The sequence below is a fragment of the Rahnella sp. 2050 genome (assembly GCF_040544515.1).
Classification (GTDB): domain Bacteria; phylum Pseudomonadota; class Gammaproteobacteria; order Enterobacterales; family Enterobacteriaceae; genus Rahnella; species Rahnella aceris.
Map to the genome: position 1 here is coordinate 34,192 of NZ_JBEPKE010000004.1, position 19,307 is coordinate 53,498.

Annotated in this window: 16 protein-coding genes and 1 pseudogene; 8 read left to right on the forward strand and 9 right to left on the reverse strand. The window is 52.7% G+C overall.

Annotation, left to right across the window (positions count from 1 at the left end; genetic code table 11):
• Nucleotides 1–95 precede the first annotated feature (95 nt).
• A pseudogene (locus ABIC79_RS16260) lies at nt 96–899 on the forward strand (sugar phosphate isomerase/epimerase family protein); the annotation flags it as partial.
• Nucleotides 900–915: 16 nt separating this feature from the next.
• Here ABIC79_RS16260 and yieH read toward each other — a convergent pair.
• On the reverse strand, nt 916–1,581 hold the full coding sequence (gene yieH, locus ABIC79_RS16265) for a 6-phosphogluconate phosphatase (protein WP_037033882.1): 666 nt from the start codon (nt 1,579–1,581) through the stop codon (nt 916–918).
• 152 nt (nt 1,582–1,733) lie between these two features.
• On the opposite strand from yieH, the gene ABIC79_RS16270 reads away from it, so the two are divergent.
• Nucleotides 1,734–3,071, forward strand: a complete 1,338-nt coding sequence (locus ABIC79_RS16270) for an NCS2 family permease (RefSeq protein WP_013577697.1) — start codon at nt 1,734–1,736, stop codon at nt 3,069–3,071.
• Between the two features lie 74 nt (nt 3,072–3,145).
• On the opposite strand, the gene ABIC79_RS16275 is transcribed toward ABIC79_RS16270, so the two are convergent.
• The gene (locus ABIC79_RS16275) at nt 3,146–3,715 is read right to left on the reverse strand and encodes an NADPH-dependent FMN reductase (protein ID WP_013577698.1); all 570 of its coding nucleotides are present in this window, start codon (nt 3,713–3,715) and stop codon (nt 3,146–3,148) included.
• Between the two features lie 91 nt (nt 3,716–3,806).
• The gene (locus tag ABIC79_RS16280) at nt 3,807–4,532 is read right to left on the reverse strand and encodes a 4'-phosphopantetheinyl transferase family protein (protein WP_013577699.1); all 726 of its coding nucleotides are present in this window, start codon (nt 4,530–4,532) and stop codon (nt 3,807–3,809) included.
• A gap of 323 nt (nt 4,533–4,855) precedes the next feature.
• Here ABIC79_RS16280 and ABIC79_RS16285 point away from each other — a divergent pair, with 323 nt between their 5' ends.
• The gene (locus ABIC79_RS16285; protein ID WP_013577700.1) at nt 4,856–6,751 is read left to right on the forward strand and encodes a methyl-accepting chemotaxis protein; all 1,896 of its coding nucleotides are present in this window, start codon (nt 4,856–4,858) and stop codon (nt 6,749–6,751) included.
• A 75-nt stretch (nt 6,752–6,826) separates the two neighbouring features.
• Here the strand turns inward: ABIC79_RS16285 and ABIC79_RS16290 are convergent, their stop codons facing one another.
• Nucleotides 6,827–7,714, reverse strand: coding sequence for a LysR substrate-binding domain-containing protein (locus ABIC79_RS16290; RefSeq protein ID WP_354567828.1), 888 nt, complete (start codon nt 7,712–7,714; stop codon nt 6,827–6,829).
• 100 nt (nt 7,715–7,814) lie between these two features.
• Here ABIC79_RS16290 and ABIC79_RS16295 point away from each other — a divergent pair, with 100 nt between their 5' ends.
• Complete coding sequence (locus ABIC79_RS16295; protein WP_126125283.1) at nt 7,815–8,414, forward strand: short chain dehydrogenase; 600 nt, start codon at nt 7,815–7,817, stop codon at nt 8,412–8,414.
• Between the two features lie 71 nt (nt 8,415–8,485).
• Here the strand turns inward: ABIC79_RS16295 and mnmE are convergent, their stop codons facing one another.
• From mnmE to rpmH, 5 genes are all read right to left on the reverse strand, one after another.
• On the reverse strand, nt 8,486–9,850 hold the full coding sequence (gene mnmE, locus ABIC79_RS16300) for a tRNA uridine-5-carboxymethylaminomethyl(34) synthesis GTPase MnmE (RefSeq protein WP_013577703.1): 1,365 nt from the start codon (nt 9,848–9,850) through the stop codon (nt 8,486–8,488).
• A 112-nt stretch (nt 9,851–9,962) separates the two neighbouring features.
• Nucleotides 9,963–11,597 (reverse strand): membrane protein insertase YidC, encoded by a 1,635-nt coding sequence (gene yidC / locus ABIC79_RS16305; protein ID WP_013577704.1) that lies wholly within the window; start codon nt 11,595–11,597, stop codon nt 9,963–9,965.
• Between the two features lie 2 nt (nt 11,598–11,599).
• A complete protein-coding gene (yidD, locus tag ABIC79_RS16310) occupies nt 11,600–11,857 on the reverse strand; it encodes a membrane protein insertion efficiency factor YidD (protein WP_013577705.1) in 258 nt (85 codons plus the stop codon).
• Entirely contained in the window at nt 11,821–12,180 is a 360-nt protein-coding gene (gene rnpA, locus ABIC79_RS16315) for a ribonuclease P protein component (RefSeq protein WP_071823635.1), read from the reverse strand. The genes yidD and rnpA overlap by 37 nt, the downstream gene beginning before the upstream one ends.
• A gap of 18 nt (nt 12,181–12,198) precedes the next feature.
• Nucleotides 12,199–12,339: a 50S ribosomal protein L34 gene (gene rpmH, locus ABIC79_RS16320; RefSeq protein ID WP_009637487.1), complete on the reverse strand. Its 141-nt coding sequence runs from the start codon at nt 12,337–12,339 to the stop codon at nt 12,199–12,201.
• Between the two features lie 686 nt (nt 12,340–13,025).
• Here rpmH and dnaA point away from each other — a divergent pair.
• The 4 genes from dnaA (at nt 13,026) to gyrB (ending at nt 19,172) form a co-directional block, all read left to right on the forward strand.
• Nucleotides 13,026–14,417 carry a chromosomal replication initiator protein DnaA gene (gene dnaA / locus ABIC79_RS16325; protein ID WP_014333276.1) on the forward strand — a complete coding sequence of 464 codons (1,392 nt, stop codon included), beginning with the start codon at nt 13,026–13,028 and terminating at the stop codon, nt 14,415–14,417.
• A 4-nt stretch (nt 14,418–14,421) separates the two neighbouring features.
• Nucleotides 14,422–15,522 (forward strand): DNA polymerase III subunit beta, encoded by a 1,101-nt coding sequence (gene dnaN, locus ABIC79_RS16330; protein ID WP_013573353.1) that lies wholly within the window; start codon nt 14,422–14,424, stop codon nt 15,520–15,522.
• A gap of 127 nt (nt 15,523–15,649) precedes the next feature.
• The gene (gene recF, locus ABIC79_RS16335) at nt 15,650–16,738 is read left to right on the forward strand and encodes a DNA replication/repair protein RecF (protein ID WP_037033875.1); all 1,089 of its coding nucleotides are present in this window, start codon (nt 15,650–15,652) and stop codon (nt 16,736–16,738) included.
• A 19-nt stretch (nt 16,739–16,757) separates the two neighbouring features.
• On the forward strand, nt 16,758–19,172 hold the full coding sequence (gene gyrB / locus ABIC79_RS16340; protein ID WP_013573355.1) for a DNA topoisomerase (ATP-hydrolyzing) subunit B: 2,415 nt from the start codon (nt 16,758–16,760) through the stop codon (nt 19,170–19,172).
• The last annotated feature ends 135 nt before the right edge of the window (nt 19,173–19,307 follow it).

Genomic DNA, 19,307 nt, shown 5'->3' on the forward strand with positions numbered 1-19,307 from the left:
CAATCTGTGCGTTCATACAACTTCGCCGCACTTGACGAATGTGGCGTGAGGGTCCACTACTGTAAGTATCGAAGCCTGACTAAAAGGACACTATTTTGCCTGCAACCACCCGGTTACATTCTATTGCGACAGTTTCAGTACCAGGAACCTTGCCTGAAAAACTTACCGCCATTGCGGCTGCAGGATTTGATGGTGTGGAAATATTCGAAGACGATTTGCTTAAAAGTCCTGTCAAACCGGCGGCTATCCGTAACCTCGCCGATTCTCTCGGCCTGCGCATTTTCCTGCTGCAACCTTTCCGTGATTTCGAAGGGGTTCCGGCAGAGAAGCGGGTTGAAAAACTCGCCAGCGCACGCCGCCAGTTCGACCTGATGAGCGAGCTGGGCTGCGATCATTTACTGGTGTGCAGCAACACCGATCCGGAAAGTTCACCGGAGCGGGAGGTGCAGATTGCCGATCTCGCCGCGCTGGCGGAAATGGCGGAGCTGTATGACATCCGTATCGGCTATGAAGCGCTGGCATGGGGTAAACACGTCAACCGTTACCGCCAGGCGTGGGATCGCGTACGCGAGGTGAACAGTCCGGCGCTGGGCATTGTGCTCGACAGCTTTCATATTCTCGCCGTGGGCGACAATCTTGACCGTCTGGATGAAGTGCCGCTGGAAAAAATCAGTTTCCTGCAACTGGCCGATGTACCGTTCAAAGACATGAACGTGCAGCAGTGGAGCCGTAGTTACCGCTGTTATCCGGGGCAGGGCGATTTACCGCTGGTGGATTTTGTCAGCACGCTGAACCGTAAAGGTTTCACCGGCCCCTGGTCACTGGAAATCTTCAATGATAAAACCCTGCCGCTGGCTGATGGCCTGCGATCTCTGACGGAGCTGGAAAAGCGGATGCAGGCGTACGAAAAATCACTCAGCGAGTGATCTGATACCCCATCTGACGCCAGATCCCCGGCAGTTCGCGCATGTCGTGGAAAGTGGTCACCAGCGGGTGATCGAGCGCAGGGTTATGCGGGTCGGCGCAGTAGTAAAACACCGGGATGCCTGCGGTGATCCCGGCCTGTGCGCCTGCCACGGAATCTTCAACCAGAATGCAGTTTTCCACCGGCACGTTCATGACGTCGGCTGCTTTGTACAAGACGGCAGGATCGGGTTTCCAGCGCTGTAAATCATAGCCGCTGAATAACTTATCCCCCATAAAAGGCAGCAATCCGGTCAGGCCGAGAGAGTGCTGCATTTTGGTGACCGGGCCGTTTGAGACGACACACATCGGCACGGTGATTTGTTCCAGTAACTCGCGTGCGCCGTCAATAGGTTCAAGTTTGCTGTCGAAAAGACGGGCAACATGCTGGCGAAACACGACTTCCATTTCTTCTTTCGGCACGTCGATACCGTGCTCTTTATTGACGATCGCGACGATTTCGTAAAGTTTGACGCCTTTGTATTTCTTATACATTTCGTCGAATGAAACCGTCACACCAAAATGCGCGAACATTTCGACATAGGCTTCGCAGCACAACAATTCACTGTCCACCAGCGTACCGTCGCAATCAAAAAAGACACATTCAACCTGTGACATACTTTCTCCCTGTGAGCGTTTCATCTATTGGCGTGCATTATGGCACTGTACCCGAACGATAGATTTAATCCCATACATCCAGTGCTGGCGCTTTCGGGCTAAAATCCTTAGGATACCCCCCGATTGTTTTTCCCCCATTTTGGAACTCACCAATGAGCACACCACAGAGCAATGCGACTGCGGGTAAAGGTCTGGCTGAACGTCTGTTTAAACTGACGCAGCACGGCACCACCGTACGCACCGAAACTATCGCCGGTTTAACTACCTTCCTGACCATGGTCTATATCGTTTTCGTGAACCCGCAGATCCTGGGTGTTGCGGGGATGGATAAACAGGCCGTGTTCGTGACTACCTGTCTGATTGCCGCGTTCGGCAGCATCCTGATGGGCGTGATCGCCAACCTGCCGGTCGCTCTGGCACCGGCGATGGGCCTGAATGCGTTCTTCGCGTTTGTGGTCGTCGGCGCAATGGGCGTTTCCTGGCAGGTCGGTATGGGCGCGATATTCTGGGGTGCTGTGGGTTTGCTGCTGCTGACTATTTTCCGCATCCGTTACTGGATGATTGCCAATATTCCGGTCAGCCTGCGTGTGGGCATTACCGCCGGTATCGGGCTGTTTATCGGCATGATGGGGCTGAAAAACGCCGGCATTATTGTCCCGAACCCTGACACCATCGTGACCATCGGTAATCTGACCTCGCACAACGTGCTGCTCGGTGTGCTGGGGTTCTTCATTATTGCCGTTCTGGCGTCGCGTAACTTCCACGCCTCGGTGCTGGTGTCGATTATTGTCACGACAGTCATTGGCCTGATGATTGGTGATGTGCATTACACCGGTTTCTGGTCGATGCCGCCGAGCATCACCACGGTTGTCGGTCAGGTGGATTTGAAAGGCGCGCTGAATATCGGTCTGGCGGGCGTCATTTTCTCCTTCATGCTGGTGAACCTGTTTGACTCCTCCGGCACGCTGATTGGTGTGACCGACAAAGCCGGTCTGGCGGATGCGCAGGGCAAGTTCCCGCAGATGAAACAGGCGCTGTACGTTGACAGCGTGTCTTCCGTGGCGGGGGCATTTATCGGTACGTCTTCTGTGGGCGCTTATATTGAAAGCACCTCCGGCGTATCTGTCGGCGGCCGTACCGGTCTGACGGCGGTGGTGACCGGTTTACTGTTCCTGCTGGTGATCTTCATTTCTCCGCTGGCGGGCATGGTGCCGGAATACGCGGCAGCCGGTGCGCTGATTTATGTCGGCGTGCTGATGACCTCCAGTCTGGCGCGTGTTTCCTGGGATGACCTGACCGAAGCGGTTCCGGCGTTCGTGACCGCGGTAATGATGCCGTTCAGCTTCTCGATCACCGAAGGTATCGCGCTGGGCTTCATCTCTTACGTGGTGATGAAACTGGGCACTGGCCGCTGGAAAGAAATCAGCCCGTGTGTGGTGGTCGTAGCCCTGCTGTTTGTGCTGAAAATCGCGTTTGTCGACGGGCATTAATCCGCTGACATCTGCTTAACGCCTGTAAAAAAACAGCCCGCATTGCGGGCTGTTTGCATTTCTGATGACCGGAATTATTGGCTGACGCGGCGCGTATAGTCGGCAAATGCCGTCAGCTGGCCGCGCAGGAAATCGAGCGTCCCCTGGTCGATGACTTCGCCGATTTGCTCATCCACTTTATTCTGGATCACACCACCCATAAATTCGGGTTTATTCATCACCATCGCATCCAGGAACACCAGAATCTGACGCAGATGATACTGACAACGTGCCCCGCCGACCGGACCCATTGAACTGGTCTGGATCAGCACGGGCTTACCGGCCAGTGGCTGATTCGGCAGGCGGGAAATCCAGTCGATCGCATTTTTCAGGCCGCCCGGAACGGAGTAGTTATACTCCGGCGTGACGATAATGACGCCATCCGCCTGACGGATTTGTTCCGCAATCGCTTCAACATCCGCCGGAAAGCCTTCTTCCTGCTGAATATCTGCATCATAGAGCGGCAGTGTACCGATGGAAGGCAACGCCTCAATGCTGATGCCCTCTGGTGCCACTTTTGGCAATGTGCGGGCGACCATTCCGTTGTAAGACGCTTTACGAAGACTGCCTAACAGTGTGACAAACTTCAGTGGTTGAGCTGACATGGGTAACTCCTGTTATGGATGACTTTGCGAAAGGAACTGCCTGTAACCATAAACGAAAAACGGCACGACGGGCGTAAACAAAAGTGAAGTTTTATTTAGCGGGTGGCAGGCTGATGAATTTCATGAAGTGTGGTGATTCAGATTGCTGGTCTGTGGCCAGGGTTTGTGTGCGGGTGAAGCCGTTTTCAGGTTCGTAACGCCAGCACTGCAAACGGATAATCGAGGGTGACTGCGCACATGACCAGATAATGGAACCTTCAATGTCGCTCATCACCTGCGCCTCGGGCGTTACGGTAGACCGTAAACGACCAGAAGCGGGATTCAGGCTGAGCGTAAGCGGACTCTGATCGTTCAGGCCGGACATTTTCAGCATGCTCTGGCGGATACACCACAGTTGCAGAGAGGATTCCACCGGATCGGATTGCATAGCAATCCAGGTTTTCTCCACCGCAGAAAGCTGTAATTGCTGTTGCTGATTCACCAGCGCACTGCGGGCATGAATGATTTCGAGATCGAGGCCGACTTTCCCTTCGCTGCTGATTAAAACACCGACGGTACTTCCTGCATACGCCAGACTGAAATCAGGCAAATCAGGGGATTCAAAACTCGGACGACCGCTGGGTAACGTGATGACGCTGGGAAGTTCCGCGATTCCATAGAGATAGAAAATCATTTCTGCCAGCAGAACGCGGCCGTTTAAGAAACGCTTGCGCTGTTTTTCGGAAAGGTGTTTTGCAAATAATACGATCTCTTGCGGCAACCGGTGTGTATCCGGTTCTGCATCCGTCATTGCCCATCTTGCAAAATGGCACGCCATTGTTCACTCCATGATTAATGGTTCGACCGCAGTTTCTCAATTGTTCTAAAGAATAACATTAAGAGAAATCATTAAAAACCGCTTAAACCCCGCAGTGCCACACACATTCTTCCCTTTTCATACAGTTTTTCATAAACATAAAGTGAAAGTAATCACAGTCTTAATCTCTTATTGGGAAAGAATCTCACTGGAATGATGTTCTGGATTTTTACTCATAAGATTCTTACACCAGATATATCTACTACAGCCACATAAAGAAACGCCAGAAAATGCCGTTACTAATTAAGCAGCGATCTCGCTGCTTTGCCTGCGAGTACCCAAAAATGTTAAAAACGACGCAATCCCGCTTTATCGCATTGATCAGCTTGTTTTTTATTGTGCTGATCATCGTTACGCTTATCGTGATCCAGGTGTATATCGCTCCCCAGCTGAAACAGACAGAAAGTAATCTGGTTGCTAATCAGGTGGATGATGTCGCGGTGGCAATTAATGACCGCCTGAATAAAGTTGAGTCACAGGTTCGCACCATTACCCAGACTGTTGCACAAATGGACAGCGACAGTATCGATCGTTTACTTCCGGCACTGGTTGATCAGTACGGTGACTCTGCCGTGTTTGGTGGCGGGATCTGGCCTCTGCCGAACCAACGCGATCCGGCCAAAATCAAATTCAGCACCTTCTTTGCCCGTAATAATAATAATCAACTGACGGTCAATACTTTCTGGAACAGCGCCGAATCCCCAAACTATTTCGATCAGTCGTGGTATCTGGCGGCATCAAAAGGTGAAAAGGGTCAGTGTGTCTGGGCGCCTGCTTATTTCGATGACGCCAGCACCCAGCCGCGGACTAACTGTGCGATGCCGATTTACAAAGATGATAAGCAATGGGGCGTCGCCACCATTGACGTCACACTGGGGTTCTTTAACCAGCTGGTGACAGAGATGGAGAAAAAGGTTCACGCCAGGATTTATATCGTGGAAAAAGACGGCACCATCGTCGGTACCAGTCATTCCACGGATGAAAAACTGCCGAAACTGGCCTCACTGGGCGAAACTTCTCCGCTGGCGATGCAGATCCGCAAAAGTCTGGATCAGATCAACGGGCAGGCGAGTCTGGTGGCTGACTACGATAATGACGGCACGTCGCATACCATGTTTATGAGCAACATTCAGGGGCCGTGGTTTATCGCCACCGACATGCCGACCAGTCAGTTACTGGCGCGCAGCCACAGCATTCTGACGAGTCTCGGACTGGTTCAAATCCCGATGGTCTTGCTGTTGCTGATCGTTCTGATCGCCGCGATTAAAATTTTCATGCGCCAGCTGGCGGCACTGAATAAAAATATCGCCCAGCTTTCTGCGGGCGGTGCCGACTTAACCCGGCGCTTACCGGAAAGCCGCAGCCCTGAGTTCAATCAGATCAACCAGAACTTCAACGGTTTCCTGTCTTTCCTGCAATCCATTCTGCGTCAGGTTGGCGACAGCAGTCTGGCTATCACCTCGGCTTCGCGCCAGATTGCCAGCGGTAACCTGGACCTGTCAGCACGAACCGAAGAACAGGCCAGCTCGATTGTCGAAACGGCAGCCTCAATGGAACAGCTGACCAGCACCGTGAAACAGAACGCTGCCAATGCGGAAGGGGCTAACCAGTTGGCCCGTGATGCCTCGGCTGTTGCCGGGAGGGGCTCGGACGTGGTGAAACAGGTGGTTGAGACCATGGGCTCGATCACCCGCTCTTCACATAAAATCGTCGATATCATCAGCGTGATCGACGGCATCGCTTTCCAGACCAACATTCTGGCGCTGAATGCGGCGGTTGAAGCGGCGCGTGCCGGTGAACAGGGACGCGGTTTCGCCGTTGTGGCATCCGAAGTGCGCAGTCTGGCACAGCGCTCAGCCACTTCCGCGCGTGAAATCAAAAAGCTGATCGAGGATTCTGTGGCGGATATCGCCACCGGCAGCGAACTGGTGGCGACCGCCGGAACGACGATGGATGAAGTCATGGGTGGCGTGAACAACGTGGCGACGCTGATGAACGAAATCATGTCTTCCAGTCAGGAGCAAAGTCTGGGCATCGAGCAGGTAAATGTGGCTATCACGCAGCTGGATAACGCCACGCAGCAGAACGCCGCGCTGGTGGAACAGGTTTCTGCCGCTGCGCAGGCGATGCAGGATCAGACCGTTCAGCTGGAAACCGTGGTAGCAGGCTTTAAGCTCTGATTTCGTCTGATTAAAAGTGTTCAAAACTGAGCGGTAAGTGAGCGATCACTTACCGTTTTGTATTTTGCGTAAGGCTCAGTAAAAGGCGTGTTCAGTCATGAAGTTAATCAGGCTGGTCAGTTTGGCGCGCGGCCTGAAATCGGGCAGATAAACCAGATGCACTGCCCGGGGTTTCGGGATAAAAGACTCAAGTACCGGGATCAGTTGTCCGCTGGCGATATCTTCGGCCAGTAACACTTTGGGTTGCAGCAACAAACCGGCGCCTTCCAGTGCGGCAGCGCGCAGCGCATGACCGTCGTTGGATACATAGCGGCTGTTAACCGGCCACGCTGACGTGGTGCGCTCTGCATTCGCCAGATGCCAGCCTTCACTCTGATTCCAGACGGTATGCACCAGGCACGGGTGCGTTTTCAGATCTTCCGGCGTCGCGGGCGTGCCGAAACGCTGTAAATAATCTGCAGAAGCGCAGATCACCATTTCATAAGGGTTCAGCGGCTTGGCGACCAGCCGGTCATCGCCAATTTCGCCAATACGGATCGCCGCGTCAAAACCCTCTGCGATCAAATCTACCCTGGCGTTGCTCAGTATCAGTTCCACGTTTACTTTCGGGTGTTTTTGCAGATAACGGGCCAGCATCGGCGCCACCACGCTGGAGCCGAGTGATACGGGGGCGCTGACCCGCAGCAGTCCGGTCGGCACGCTTTGCAGGCTTTCCATCGCGCTTTCGGTGAATTTCATCTGCTCCAGCACCCGTTTTCCGTTCTCGTAAAACACTTCACCGGCATCCGTCAGGCTTTGCTTGCGTGTGGTGCGTTGCAACAGGCGGGCATTCAAATACTTTTCCAGTTGCTGAATATGCTTGCCGACCATCACTGCTGAAATCCCCAGCGTTTCCGCTGCTGTACTGAAATTCCCGGTTTCTACCACGCTGATAAAGACCTCGATATTCCGCAACTTATCCACATTACAAACCCTGAGTTAGAACAGAATGAATAATACGATTCTATATCTAACCCGTAGTTTGGTGAAAGATGGTCCTGCAAACAACGTTGAGGAATATCTGATGAAAATTTTAGTGATTGGCGGGACAGGTACATTGGGTAAAGCCGTGATTCAGGAGCTTAGCGCAGACCATGAAATTGTCACCGCAGGCAAAACCCGCGGCGATTTTCAGGTCGATATTACCGATGAAAACAGCGTAAAAGCGCTTTTCCAGAGTACGGGAAAAGTTGATGCGATTATTGCTACTACCGGCAGCCTGCACTTTGGCCCGCTGGTGGAGATGACCGCAGCACAGTTCAATATTGGTTTGCAGAATAAACTGCTTGGCCAGGTGCGCCTTGCGCTGATCGGTCAGTCATTCCTTAACGATGGCGGTTCCATCACGCTGACCAGCGGGATCATTGCTGATGAACCTATTCGTCAGGGGGCAAACGCCACCACGGTAAATGCCGCCGTCGAAGGCTTTGTCCGGGGCGCGGCGATTGAACTGTCACGGGGTATTCGCATCAATGTGGTCAGCCCGACCGTAGTAGAAGAGTCGCTGAAAGCTTACGGCCCGTTCTTCCCGGGCTTTGAGGCTGCACCGGCAGCGCGCGTGGCGAAAGCGTATCGTCGCAGCGTGGAAGGGGCGCAGACCGGACGCGTTTATAAAGTCTGGTAAGGCGTAATTCTTTGAATAAAATAAAAAACCCACATTTTCCAATGTGGGTTTTGTTTGCTGCGAAGAGCGGCTTATTTACCGATACAGAAACTCGAGAAGATACGCCCCAGTAAATCATCCGAGGTAAATTCACCGGTGATTTCGCTCAGCGATTGCTGGGCCAGACGCAGTTCTTCCGCCAGCAGTTCACCCGCCCATGCGCCAAGCAGTTGATCTTTACCCTGAACCAGATGCTGTGCGGCCTGTTCCAGCGCCTGCAGGTGACGGCGACGGGCAAGGAATCCGCCTTCCATATTGTGATTGAAGCCCATCACCTGTTTCAGATGATCGCGCAGCAGATCAACGCCATCGCCGGTGCGGGCAGAAAGGCGAATAAGTGAGTGACCATTCACTTCCGTTTGTCCCAGCGCTTCGCCGGTGATATCCGCTTTGTTGCGTACAACGACAATAGGTAAACTCGCGGGCAGGCGGGCCATAAATTCGGGCCAGATGTCCGCAGGCTCGGTTGCTTCCGTTGTTGTACCGTCGACCATAAACAGCACTAAGTCCGCCTGTTCAATCTCATTCCATGCACGTTCGATACCAATGCGCTCAACTTCGTCGCTGGCTTCACGTAACCCGGCGGTGTCAATGATGTGCAACGGCATGCCATCAAGGTGGATATGTTCGCGTAAAACGTCACGCGTAGTGCCCGCGATATCGGTAACGATCGCCGCTTCACGACCGGCCAGCGCGTTCAGCAGGCTGGATTTACCGGCGTTCGGACGCCCGGCAATCACCACTTTCATCCCTTCACGCAGCAGGCTGCCCTGACGTGCTTCGGCCCGCACGGCATCGAGATCACCCATCACCGTATTGAGTTTGGCTTCGATTTTACCGTCGGACAGGAAGTCGATTTCCTCATCGGGGAAGTCGATAGCCGCTTCGACAAAGATCCGCAGGTGAGTGAGTGCTTCCACCAGATGATGAATACGGTTCGAGAAAGCGCCCTGTAAGGAGTTAACCGCTGAACGTGCGGCCTGCTCGGAGCTGGCGTCGATAAGATCAGCAATCGCTTCAGCCTGCGCCAGGTCGAGTTTATCGTTGAGGAAAGCCCGTTCAGAGAATTCGCCAGGACGCGCAATTCGCACGTTTTCCAGCGCGATAATGCGTTTAAGCAGCAAATCCAGGATCACCGGCCCGCCGTGGCCTTGCAGCTCAAGCACGTCTTCGCCGGTAAAGGAGTTCGGGCCGGGGAACCACAACGCGATGCCCTGATCCAGCGTGCTGCCATCAGCATCCTGAAACGGCAGATAATCGGCATAACGCGGCTTGGGCAGTTTACCTAAGACAGCCTGTGCCACATCACGCGCCGCACGGCCGGAAATGCGCAAAATGCCCACACCACCGCGGCCGGGTGGGGTTGCCTGGGCAATAATGGTATCTGAGGTGCTCATAGCAATGATCTCTGTTGGTCTTTTTACGGATATGCAAAAGGCGATCAAATGATCGCCTTTCTTTTTTATCATCAAGTTTAGCGGTCAGGACGAAAGCCGTCCTGACATTCACTTATGACTTTTTCTTGTCGCGGCTGTGCAGGCCACGTTTTTCCAGCCCGCGATAAATCAGCTGCTGCTGGAGAATGGTGACCAGGTTACTGACGATGTAGTACACCACCAGGCCAGACGGGAACCACAGGAAGAACACGGTGAAGATGACCGGCATGAAGGTCATGATCTTCTGCTGCATCGGGTCAGTGACGGTGGTCGGCGACATCTTCTGGATGAAGAACATCGTGATACCCATCAGAACCGGCAGAATGTAGTACGGGTCTTGTGCTGACAAGTCATGGATCCACAGGATGAATGGCGCGTGGCGCAGTTCAATGGAACCAGACAGCATGTAATACAGTGCCAGGAAGATTGGCATCTGAATAACCAGCGGCAGACAGCCACCCAGCGGGTTCACTTTCTCAGACTTATACAGCGCCATCATTTCCTGACTCATGCGCTGTTTGTCATCACCGATACGTTCACGCATGGCGGCCAGTTTCGGCTGCAACATACGCATTTTCGCCATCGACGTGTACTGTGCGCGGGTCAGTGGATACATGATACCGCGAACAATAAAGGTGATAACGATGATCGAGAAGCCCCAGTTACCGACAAACCCTTGAATGAATTTCAACAGTTTGAACAGTGGCTGAGAGATGAACCATAACCAACCGTAGTCAACCGTCAGGTCAAGGTGTGGCGCGATAGCGGCCATCTTGTCCTGAATTTCCGGACCAACCCACAGGATAGAAGCAACTTGTTGCTGTGCACCTGGTGCAACGGTAAACGGTGTGCCTTTAAAGCCAATCGTTGAAATACCGTTATTGGTGGTGGTGAAGAAGGTATTGGTGTCTTTCGCTGATGGGATCCACGCCGTTGCAAAGTACTGCTGCAACATCGCAACCCAACCACCCTGAGTCGTGACATTCAGTGCTTCGCTCTTATCGAACGCATACTTCTGATATTTGTCATCACTTGAGGAATATGCCGCGCCGCGGAACGTGTGCAGAGCAAAGTTATTGCTGCCGGTATCACGGTGCTTAGGTAATTCGGTGGTTTGTTTCAGCTGACCGAACATGGTCAGTTCAAGCGGGGCAGCCGTGGTGTTGTTGATGTTGTATTCAACGTTTACCGCGTAAGAACCACGTTTGATCACGAAGGTTTTGGTGTAAATCGCACCGTTCGCCGCCGTGTAAGTCATCGGAATGCGCAGTTCAGACTGGCCTTCAGCCATTGTGAAGGTATCGGAGCTCGCCTTGAACAGAGGGCGTTCACCGTTAGCCGGATTGTCTGGACCGTTTTTACCTGTCAGACCACTTTGTGCCTGATAGAGGAAATTAGGAGTAGTTTCCAGTAACTGGAAAGGCTGGTCAGAGCCCAAAGTCGTTGGGTAAGCCTTCAGCAGAGCCTGCTCAATGTCGCCACCACGGGTGTTGATCGTTAATGACAGCACATCACTGTTAACTGTAATTAATTTGCCCTGTCCGCTATCAGGAACAGCCTGATTAGTAGCATCACCGTTTGCAGTGTTCGCAGTCTGTTGCGTGGTCTGGTTGGCCGGTTGCGGAGCGTGGTCCGTTTGCCATGCCTGCCAGATCATGAAAGACACGAACAGCAGAGCGATGAGGAAAAGATTGCGTTGCGAATCCATCGTTAGTGTTCTCTGTTATTGTCGGTTTTCGGCGGTACGGGGTCATCACCACCTGGGTTCAAAGGATGGCATTTTAATACGCGTTTCAAAGTCAACCAACTGCCTTTTAACATGCCAAAACGACCAATTGCTTCAATACTGTATTGAGAGCAGGTTGGTCGAAAGCGGCAATGCGGCCCGAGCAACGGACTGATGAATAGCTGATAACCACGTATCAGCTTTATCAGGATGCGGGAGCCTGTCGGCAATGTCGACGCCATAATTTCTCCAACGCTTCCGTCAGCGCGCGATTATCTAAATCGGCGACACCCTTTTTGGCTACTACCACAAAATCCATCGACGGCAGCGTATGCTGATTCAACCGGAAACTTTCGCGGGTAAGGCGTTTGATCCGATTGCGTTCATGTGCGCGTTTGACGTGTTTTTTTGCGACGGTGAGACCGATGCGGGGATGCCCCAGCTCGTTCAGGCGGCCGAGTATAGTGATTTGCGGCGTGCCAGCCCGTTGTGGCTGCTGGAAGACGAAAGTGAAATGACGGGGAGTTAACAAACGTAACTCCCTGGGAAAAGCGAGCTTAACCACTAAATAGGTTAGCTTTTATTACTTAGAAGCTGACAGACGGGTACGGCCTTTCGCACGACGGCGAGCCAGAACCTGACGACCATTTTTGGTGGCCATACGAGCACGGAAGCCGTGGCTACGGTTGCGCTTCAATACGGACGGTTGGAAAGTGCGTTTCATGGCGATTTCTACCTAAACTTAAATTATTACTGATCAGTAAACGCGAAGACATTTCGGCGAAAAAACGACCGGTGCCTTTGTCGCAACATATAAAGAAGCGGGATTGTAATAACTGTACAGTCCTGAGTCAATTTACATTGCCAGAAATGGTTCAAGTGTTTACCAGAATTGCCCGTGGTCACACCGCAATATCCATCTGGTTATGACCATCAGGAACACAGGCTTCACACGTAGGGCTGAAGATTATACGGACTCTGCTGCAAATCGCAAGGATCCTCACCTGATCCTTATCCACAGGCGTGCGATCTTTCTCGCAGTATGATGAAATTTAACTCAGCGGACTCCTATTTTTTCACCAGAGTGATGATTACATCGCCTAATTTTAAAAGGATCGGCTAAGCTTACCCACTTGCCGATTGCTGCCTGTGGATAAAAAGGATCTAATCTGTCAGGAAGGGGAGGATCTCTGGGCCGGATTGCGTTATGATCCGCCATTCCGATCGCGATCCCGGCTGGGATGCTGTCGACAAAAACCGCAAAAAGCGGTTCGCACGTGACTTTACGCCACTGACAGGGTGGTGAGAGAAATTTTCCCCCATTAGCGGGCGGAACGTGTGCCAAAAATCATGATTTAAAAAATATCCTGATCCTTTTCTTTTTTGATACTTGTTCGAGTGGAGTCCGCCGTGTCACTTTCGCTTTGGCAGCAATGTCTTGCCCGTTTGCAGGATGAACTACCTGCCACAGAATTCAGTATGTGGATACGCCCCCTGCAGGCGGAACTCAACGACAATACGCTGGCGCTGTATGCCCCGAATCGTTTTGTTCTGGATTGGGTTCGTGACAAATACCTAAATAATATTAACGGCTTGCTTAACGATTTCTGTGGCACGGATGCACCGTTGCTGCGTTTTGAAGTCGGCAGCAAGCCGGTGATCCAACGCGTCAGCCAGCCTGTTGCGGCCAGCGTCAGTTCACAGGCTGCGCCTGCCATTCCGCGTCTGGCGCCTTCCCGTCCAAGCTGGGACAGCTCACCGGCTCAGCCTGAGCTGTCTTATCGCTCTAACGTCAACCCGAAACATACCTTTGATAACTTCGTAGAAGGTAAATCTAACCAACTGGCTCGCGCGGCGGCGCGTCAGGTGGCGGATAATCCGGGTGGCGCGTACAACCCGCTTTTCCTTTATGGTGGCACCGGTCTGGGTAAAACCCACTTATTGCACGCCGTCGGTAACGGCATCATGGCGCGTAAAGCCAATGCCAAAGTGGTGTACATGCACTCCGAGCGTTTTGTACAGGACATGGTCAAAGCCCTGCAAAACAACGCCATCGAAGAATTCAAACGTTACTACCGTTCTGTTGATGCGTTGCTCATCGATGACATTCAATTTTTTGCTAATAAAGAACGTTCGCAGGAAGAGTTCTTCCACACCTTTAATGCCCTGCTGGAAGGTAATCAGCAGATCATCCTGACCTCGGATCGTTATCCAAAAGAGATCAACGGTGTTGAAGATCGTCTGAAATCGCGTTTCGGCTGGGGTCTGACGGTGGCTATCGAGCCGCCTGAATTAGAAACCCGCGTGGCGATCCTGATGAAAAAGGCGGACGAAAACGATATTCGTCTGCCGGGCGAAGTTGCCTTCTTTATTGCTAAACGTCTGCGATCGAATGTGCGTGAGCTTGAAGGCGCACTGAACCGTGTGATTGCCAACGCCAACTTTACCGGCCGTGCGATCACTATCGACTTCGTTCGTGAAGCGTTGCGCGATTTGTTAGCGCTTCAGGAGAAGCTGGTCACTATCGATAATATTCAGAAAACAGTGGCCGAATATTATAAAATCAAGGTCGCTGACCTGCTTTCCAAACGGCGCTCCCGTTCGGTAGCCCGCCCACGCCAGATGGCGATGGCGCTGGCGAAAGAGCTGACCAACCACAGCCTGCCAGAAATCGGCGATGCGTTCGGTGGTCGGGACCATACCACGGTGTTGCACGCCTGCCGTAAAATCGAGCAGTTGCGTGAAGAAAGTCACGACATCAAAGAAGATTTCTCCAACTTAATCAGAACATTATCTTCCTAGCGCTATGAAATTTATTGTTGAACGTGAGCATTTGCTGAAACCACTGCAACAGGTCAGTAGTCCGCTGGGTGGACGACCAACGTTGCCTATTCTGGGTAACCTGTTATTACAGGTGACGGATGGCGCGCTGTCGCTGACCGGGACGGATTTGGAAATGGAGATGGTGGCGAAAGTCGCGCTGTCTCAGCCACATGAAGCGGGTGCCACCACGGTGCCGGCGCGTAAATTCTTTGATATCTGCCGTGGATTGCCGGAAGGCGCGGAAATTTCCGTCGCGCTCGACGGCGACCGCATGCTGGTAAAATCAGGCCGCAGCCGTTTCTCGCTGTCGACCTTACCGGCGACAGATTTCCCTAATCTCGACGACTGGCAAAGCGAAGTAGAATTCACCCTGCCGCAGGCCACGTTGAAACGTCTGATCGAAGCCACGCAGTTTTCTATGGCCCATCAGGACGTTCGTTATTATTTAAACGGTATGCTGTTCGAAACCGAAGGTGAAGAACTGCGTACTGTCGCGACCGACGGTCACCGTCTGGCCGTATGTTCTATGCCAATCGGCCAGTCTCTGCCGTCGCATTCGGTGATCGTGCCGCGTAAAGGCGTGATGGAACTGGTGCGTCTGCTTGATGGCGGTGACACCACATTGCAGCTGCAAATCGGCAGCAACAATATCCGTGCTCACGTCGGCGACTTCATCTTTACCTCTAAACTGGTTGACGGTCGTTTCCCTGACTATCGCCGCGTATTGCCGAAAAATCCGGACAAAACGCTGCAGGCAGGCTGCGATTTGCTCAAGCAGGCGTTTGCCCGTGCCGCGATCCTGTCCAATGAAAAATTCCGTGGCGTACGTTTGTATGTCAGCCATAACCAGCTGAAAATCACCGCGAATAACCCGGAACAGGAAGAGGCAGAAGAAATTCTGGATGTCGGTTACGAAGGCACTGAAATGGAAATCGGTTTCAACGTCAGTTACGTACTGGATGTGCTCAATGCACTCAAGTGCGAAGACGTTAATCTGTTGCTGACGGACTCTGTTTCCAGCGTGCAGATTGAAGACGCAGCCAGTCAGTCGGCAGCGTATGTCGTTATGCCAATGCGGCTGTAATCGGGCTATCTGACTTGTCATTTTGCGATCGGGCAGTGTTCGCAATGCCCACGCACCTGAGTATGCTCCGCTTACTGTAGCTGCACGCAAACTGACTGCGACGATGATGCCCTGGAATGGATAGTAGATGGCCTTAACGCGCTTACTGATAAAAGATTTCCGCAACATCGAGGCGGCAGATTTAGATCCGTCGCCCGGTTTTAACTTTCTGGTCGGTCCCAATGGTAGCGGTAAAACCAGTGTGCTCGAAGCGGTCTATACGCTGGGGCATGGCCGCGCTTTTCGCAGTTTGCAGGCCGGACGCGTGATTCGTCACGATCAGCCGGAGTTTGTTCTCCATGCGCGTGTGGATGACGGCGGTGATCGTGAATTGTCGATTGGTCTGAGCAAAAGCCGTCAGGGCGACAGTAAAGTACGCATTGATGGCAGTGATGGCCACAAAGTGTCTGAACTGGCACAGATGCTGCCGATGCAACTGATCACACCCGAAGGCTTCACCCTGCTCAACGGCGGGCCGAAGTACCGGCGGGCATTTATTGACTGGGGTTGTTTTCATCACGACCCCGGTTTTTTTATCGCCTGGAGCAACCTGCGACGGTTACTCAAGCAGCGCAACGCCGCGCTGCGACAGGTGAGTCGTTATGCGCAAATTCGTGCCTGGGATCAGGAACTGATCCCGTTAGCCGGGCGTATTAGCGAATGGCGGGCAGCTTACAGCGACGCGATCGCGGCTGATATCAGCGCGACCTGCGCGCAATTCCTGCCCGAATTCGCCCTCAGTTTTTCTTTCCAGCGTGGATGGGATAAGGAGACGGAGTACGGCGAGTTGCTGGAGCGTAATTTTGAACGCGACAGAGCCTTAACCTATACCGCATCAGGCCCGCATAAAGCGGATTTCCGCATTCGTGCCGACGGCACGCCGGTGGAAGATTTACTGTCCCGTGGGCAGTTGAAGTTACTGATGTGTGCGCTGAGACTGGCGCAGGGTGAGTTTCTCACCCGACAGAGCGGGCGGCGTTGCCTGTATCTTCTTGACGATTTTGCCTCTGAGCTGGACACCGACCGACGTCGGTTGCTGGCTGATCGCCTGAAAGCCACCCAGGCACAGGTTTTTGTCAGTGCGATAAGCGCTGAGCAAGTGACCGACATGATGGGTGAAAAGGGCAAGATGTTCCGCGTGGAACAAGGTAAAATAGCCGTTCTATCACAGGACTAAAAATGAGCGAGAAACGTTGATGTCGAATTCTTATGACTCCTCAAGTATCAAGGTATTAAAAGGGCTGGACGCGGTGCGTAAGCGCCCCGGCATGTATATCGGCGATACCGATGACGGCACTGGTCTGCACCACATGGTATTCGAGGTTGTGGACAACGCTATCGACGAAGCCCTCGCGGGCCACTGTAAAGAGATTCAGGTCACGATCCATGCGGATAACTCTGTTTCCGTACAGGATGATGGCCGTGGTATTCCGACCGGCATTCATGAAGAAGAGGGCGTTTCTGCTGCTCAGGTCATTATGACCGTTCTTCATGCTGGTGGTAAATTCGACGATAACTCGTATAAAGTCTCCGGCGGTCTGCATGGCGTAGGTGTTTCCGTCGTTAATGCCTTGTCGGAAAAACTGGAACTGGTTATCCGCCGTGAAGGCAAAGTGCACACTCAGACTTACGTGCACGGCGAGCCGCAGGATCCGCTGAAAGTGATTGGCGATACTGACGTAACCGGTACCACGGTACGTTTCTGGCCGAGCTTCAACACCTTCACCAATCACACAGAATTCGAGTATGAGATTCTGGCGAAACGCCTGCGTGAACTGTCATTCCTGAACTCCGGCGTGGCAATCCGTCTGCTGGATAAACGTGATGGTAAGAATGATCACTTCCATTATGAAGGCGGTATCAAAGCCTTCGTGGAATACCTGAACAAAAACAAAACCCCAATCCATCCGACCGTATTCTATTTCTCTACGATGAAGGACGATATTGGTGTTGAGGTTGCGTTGCAGTGGAATGATGGTTTCCAGGAAAACATTTACTGCTTCACCAACAATATTCCACAGCGCGATGGCGGGACTCACTTAGCCGGTTTCCGTTCGGCGATGACCCGTACCCTGAACGCTTACATGGATAAAGAAGGTTACAGCAAGAAATCCAAAATCAGCGCCACCGGTGACGATGCCCGTGAAGGTTTGATTGCTGTGGTGTCTGTGAAGGTACCGGATCCTAAGTTCTCTTCACAAACCAAAGACAAACTGGTTTCTTCTGAAGTGAAAACGGCCGTTGAAACGCTGATGAACGAGAAGCTGGTGGATTACCTGATGGAAAATCCGTCAGACGCCAAAATCGTTGTGGGGAAAATCATCGACGCTGCGCGCGCCCGTGAAGCAGCCCGTAAAGCCCGTGAAATGACCCGCCGTAAAGGTGCGCTGGACCTGGCTGGCTTGCCAGGCAAACTGGCGGACTGTCAGGAACGTGACCCGGCTCATTCCGAACTGTACTTAGTGGAAGGGGACTCAGCGGGCGGCTCAGCAAAACAAGGCCGTAACCGTAAGAACCAGGCGATTCTGCCGTTGAAAGGTAAAATCCTCAACGTAGAAAAAGCGCGCTTCGACAAAATGCTTTCTTCTCAGGAAGTGGCAACACTGATTACTGCGCTCGGTTGCGGCATTGGCCGTGACGAGTACAACCCGGACAAACTGCGCTATCACAGCATCATCATCATGACCGATGCCGACGTCGATGGTTCACACATCCGTACCCTGTTGCTGACGTTCTTCTACCGTCAGATGCCTGAAATTGTCGAGCGTGGCCACGTGTTTATCGCACAGCCGCCGTTGTACAAAGTGAAAAAAGGTAAGCAGGAACAGTACATTAAAGATGATGAAGCGATGGATCAGTATCAGATTTCCATTGCGATGGACGGGGCAACGTTACACGCCAACGCCCATGCACCAGCCCTGGCGGGTGAACCGCTGGAGAAACTGGTGGCTGAACATCACAGCGTGCAGAAAATGATTGGCCGCATGGAGCGTCGTTATCCGCGTGCGCTGCTGAATAACCTGATCTATCAGCCGACCCTGCCGGGGTCAGATCTGACCGATCAGGCGAAAGTTCAGACCTGGATAGAATCGCTGGTTGCGCGTCTCAATGAGAAAGAGCAGCACGGCAGTTCTTACAGCGCGATCGTGCGTGAAAACCGTGAACATCAGCTTTTCGAACCGGTTCTGCGTATCCGTACACACGGTGTTGATACGGATTACGATCTCGATGCAGACTTCATTCAGGGTGGCGAATACCGCAAAATCTGTGCGCTGGGCGAACAGCTGCGCGGCCTGATCGAAGAAGATGCCTTCATCGAACGTGGCGAACGCCGTCAGCCAGTGACCAGCTTCGAGCAGGCGCTGGAATGGCTGGTGAAAGAGTCCCGTCGTGGTCTGTCGATTCAGCGATACAAAGGTCTGGGTGAAATGAACCCTGATCAGCTGTGGGAAACCACCATGGATCCTGAACAACGTCGCATGTTACGTGTGACCGTGAAAGATGCCATCGCTGCTGACCAGTTGTTCACTACGCTGATGGGCGATGCGGTTGAACCGCGTCGCGCCTTCATCGAAGAGAATGCCCTGAAAGCGGCCAATATCGATATCTGATAATGGCGTGAGCTGATAAAGAGTCCGAAACGGGAAACCGCTTCGGACTTTTTTTTTCGTCTGACGCGACCCGCATTGCGGCTGGCTTTACAGCGGGTAATCGCGTTAGCATTGCGCAAGATTTCTTAAACTCTG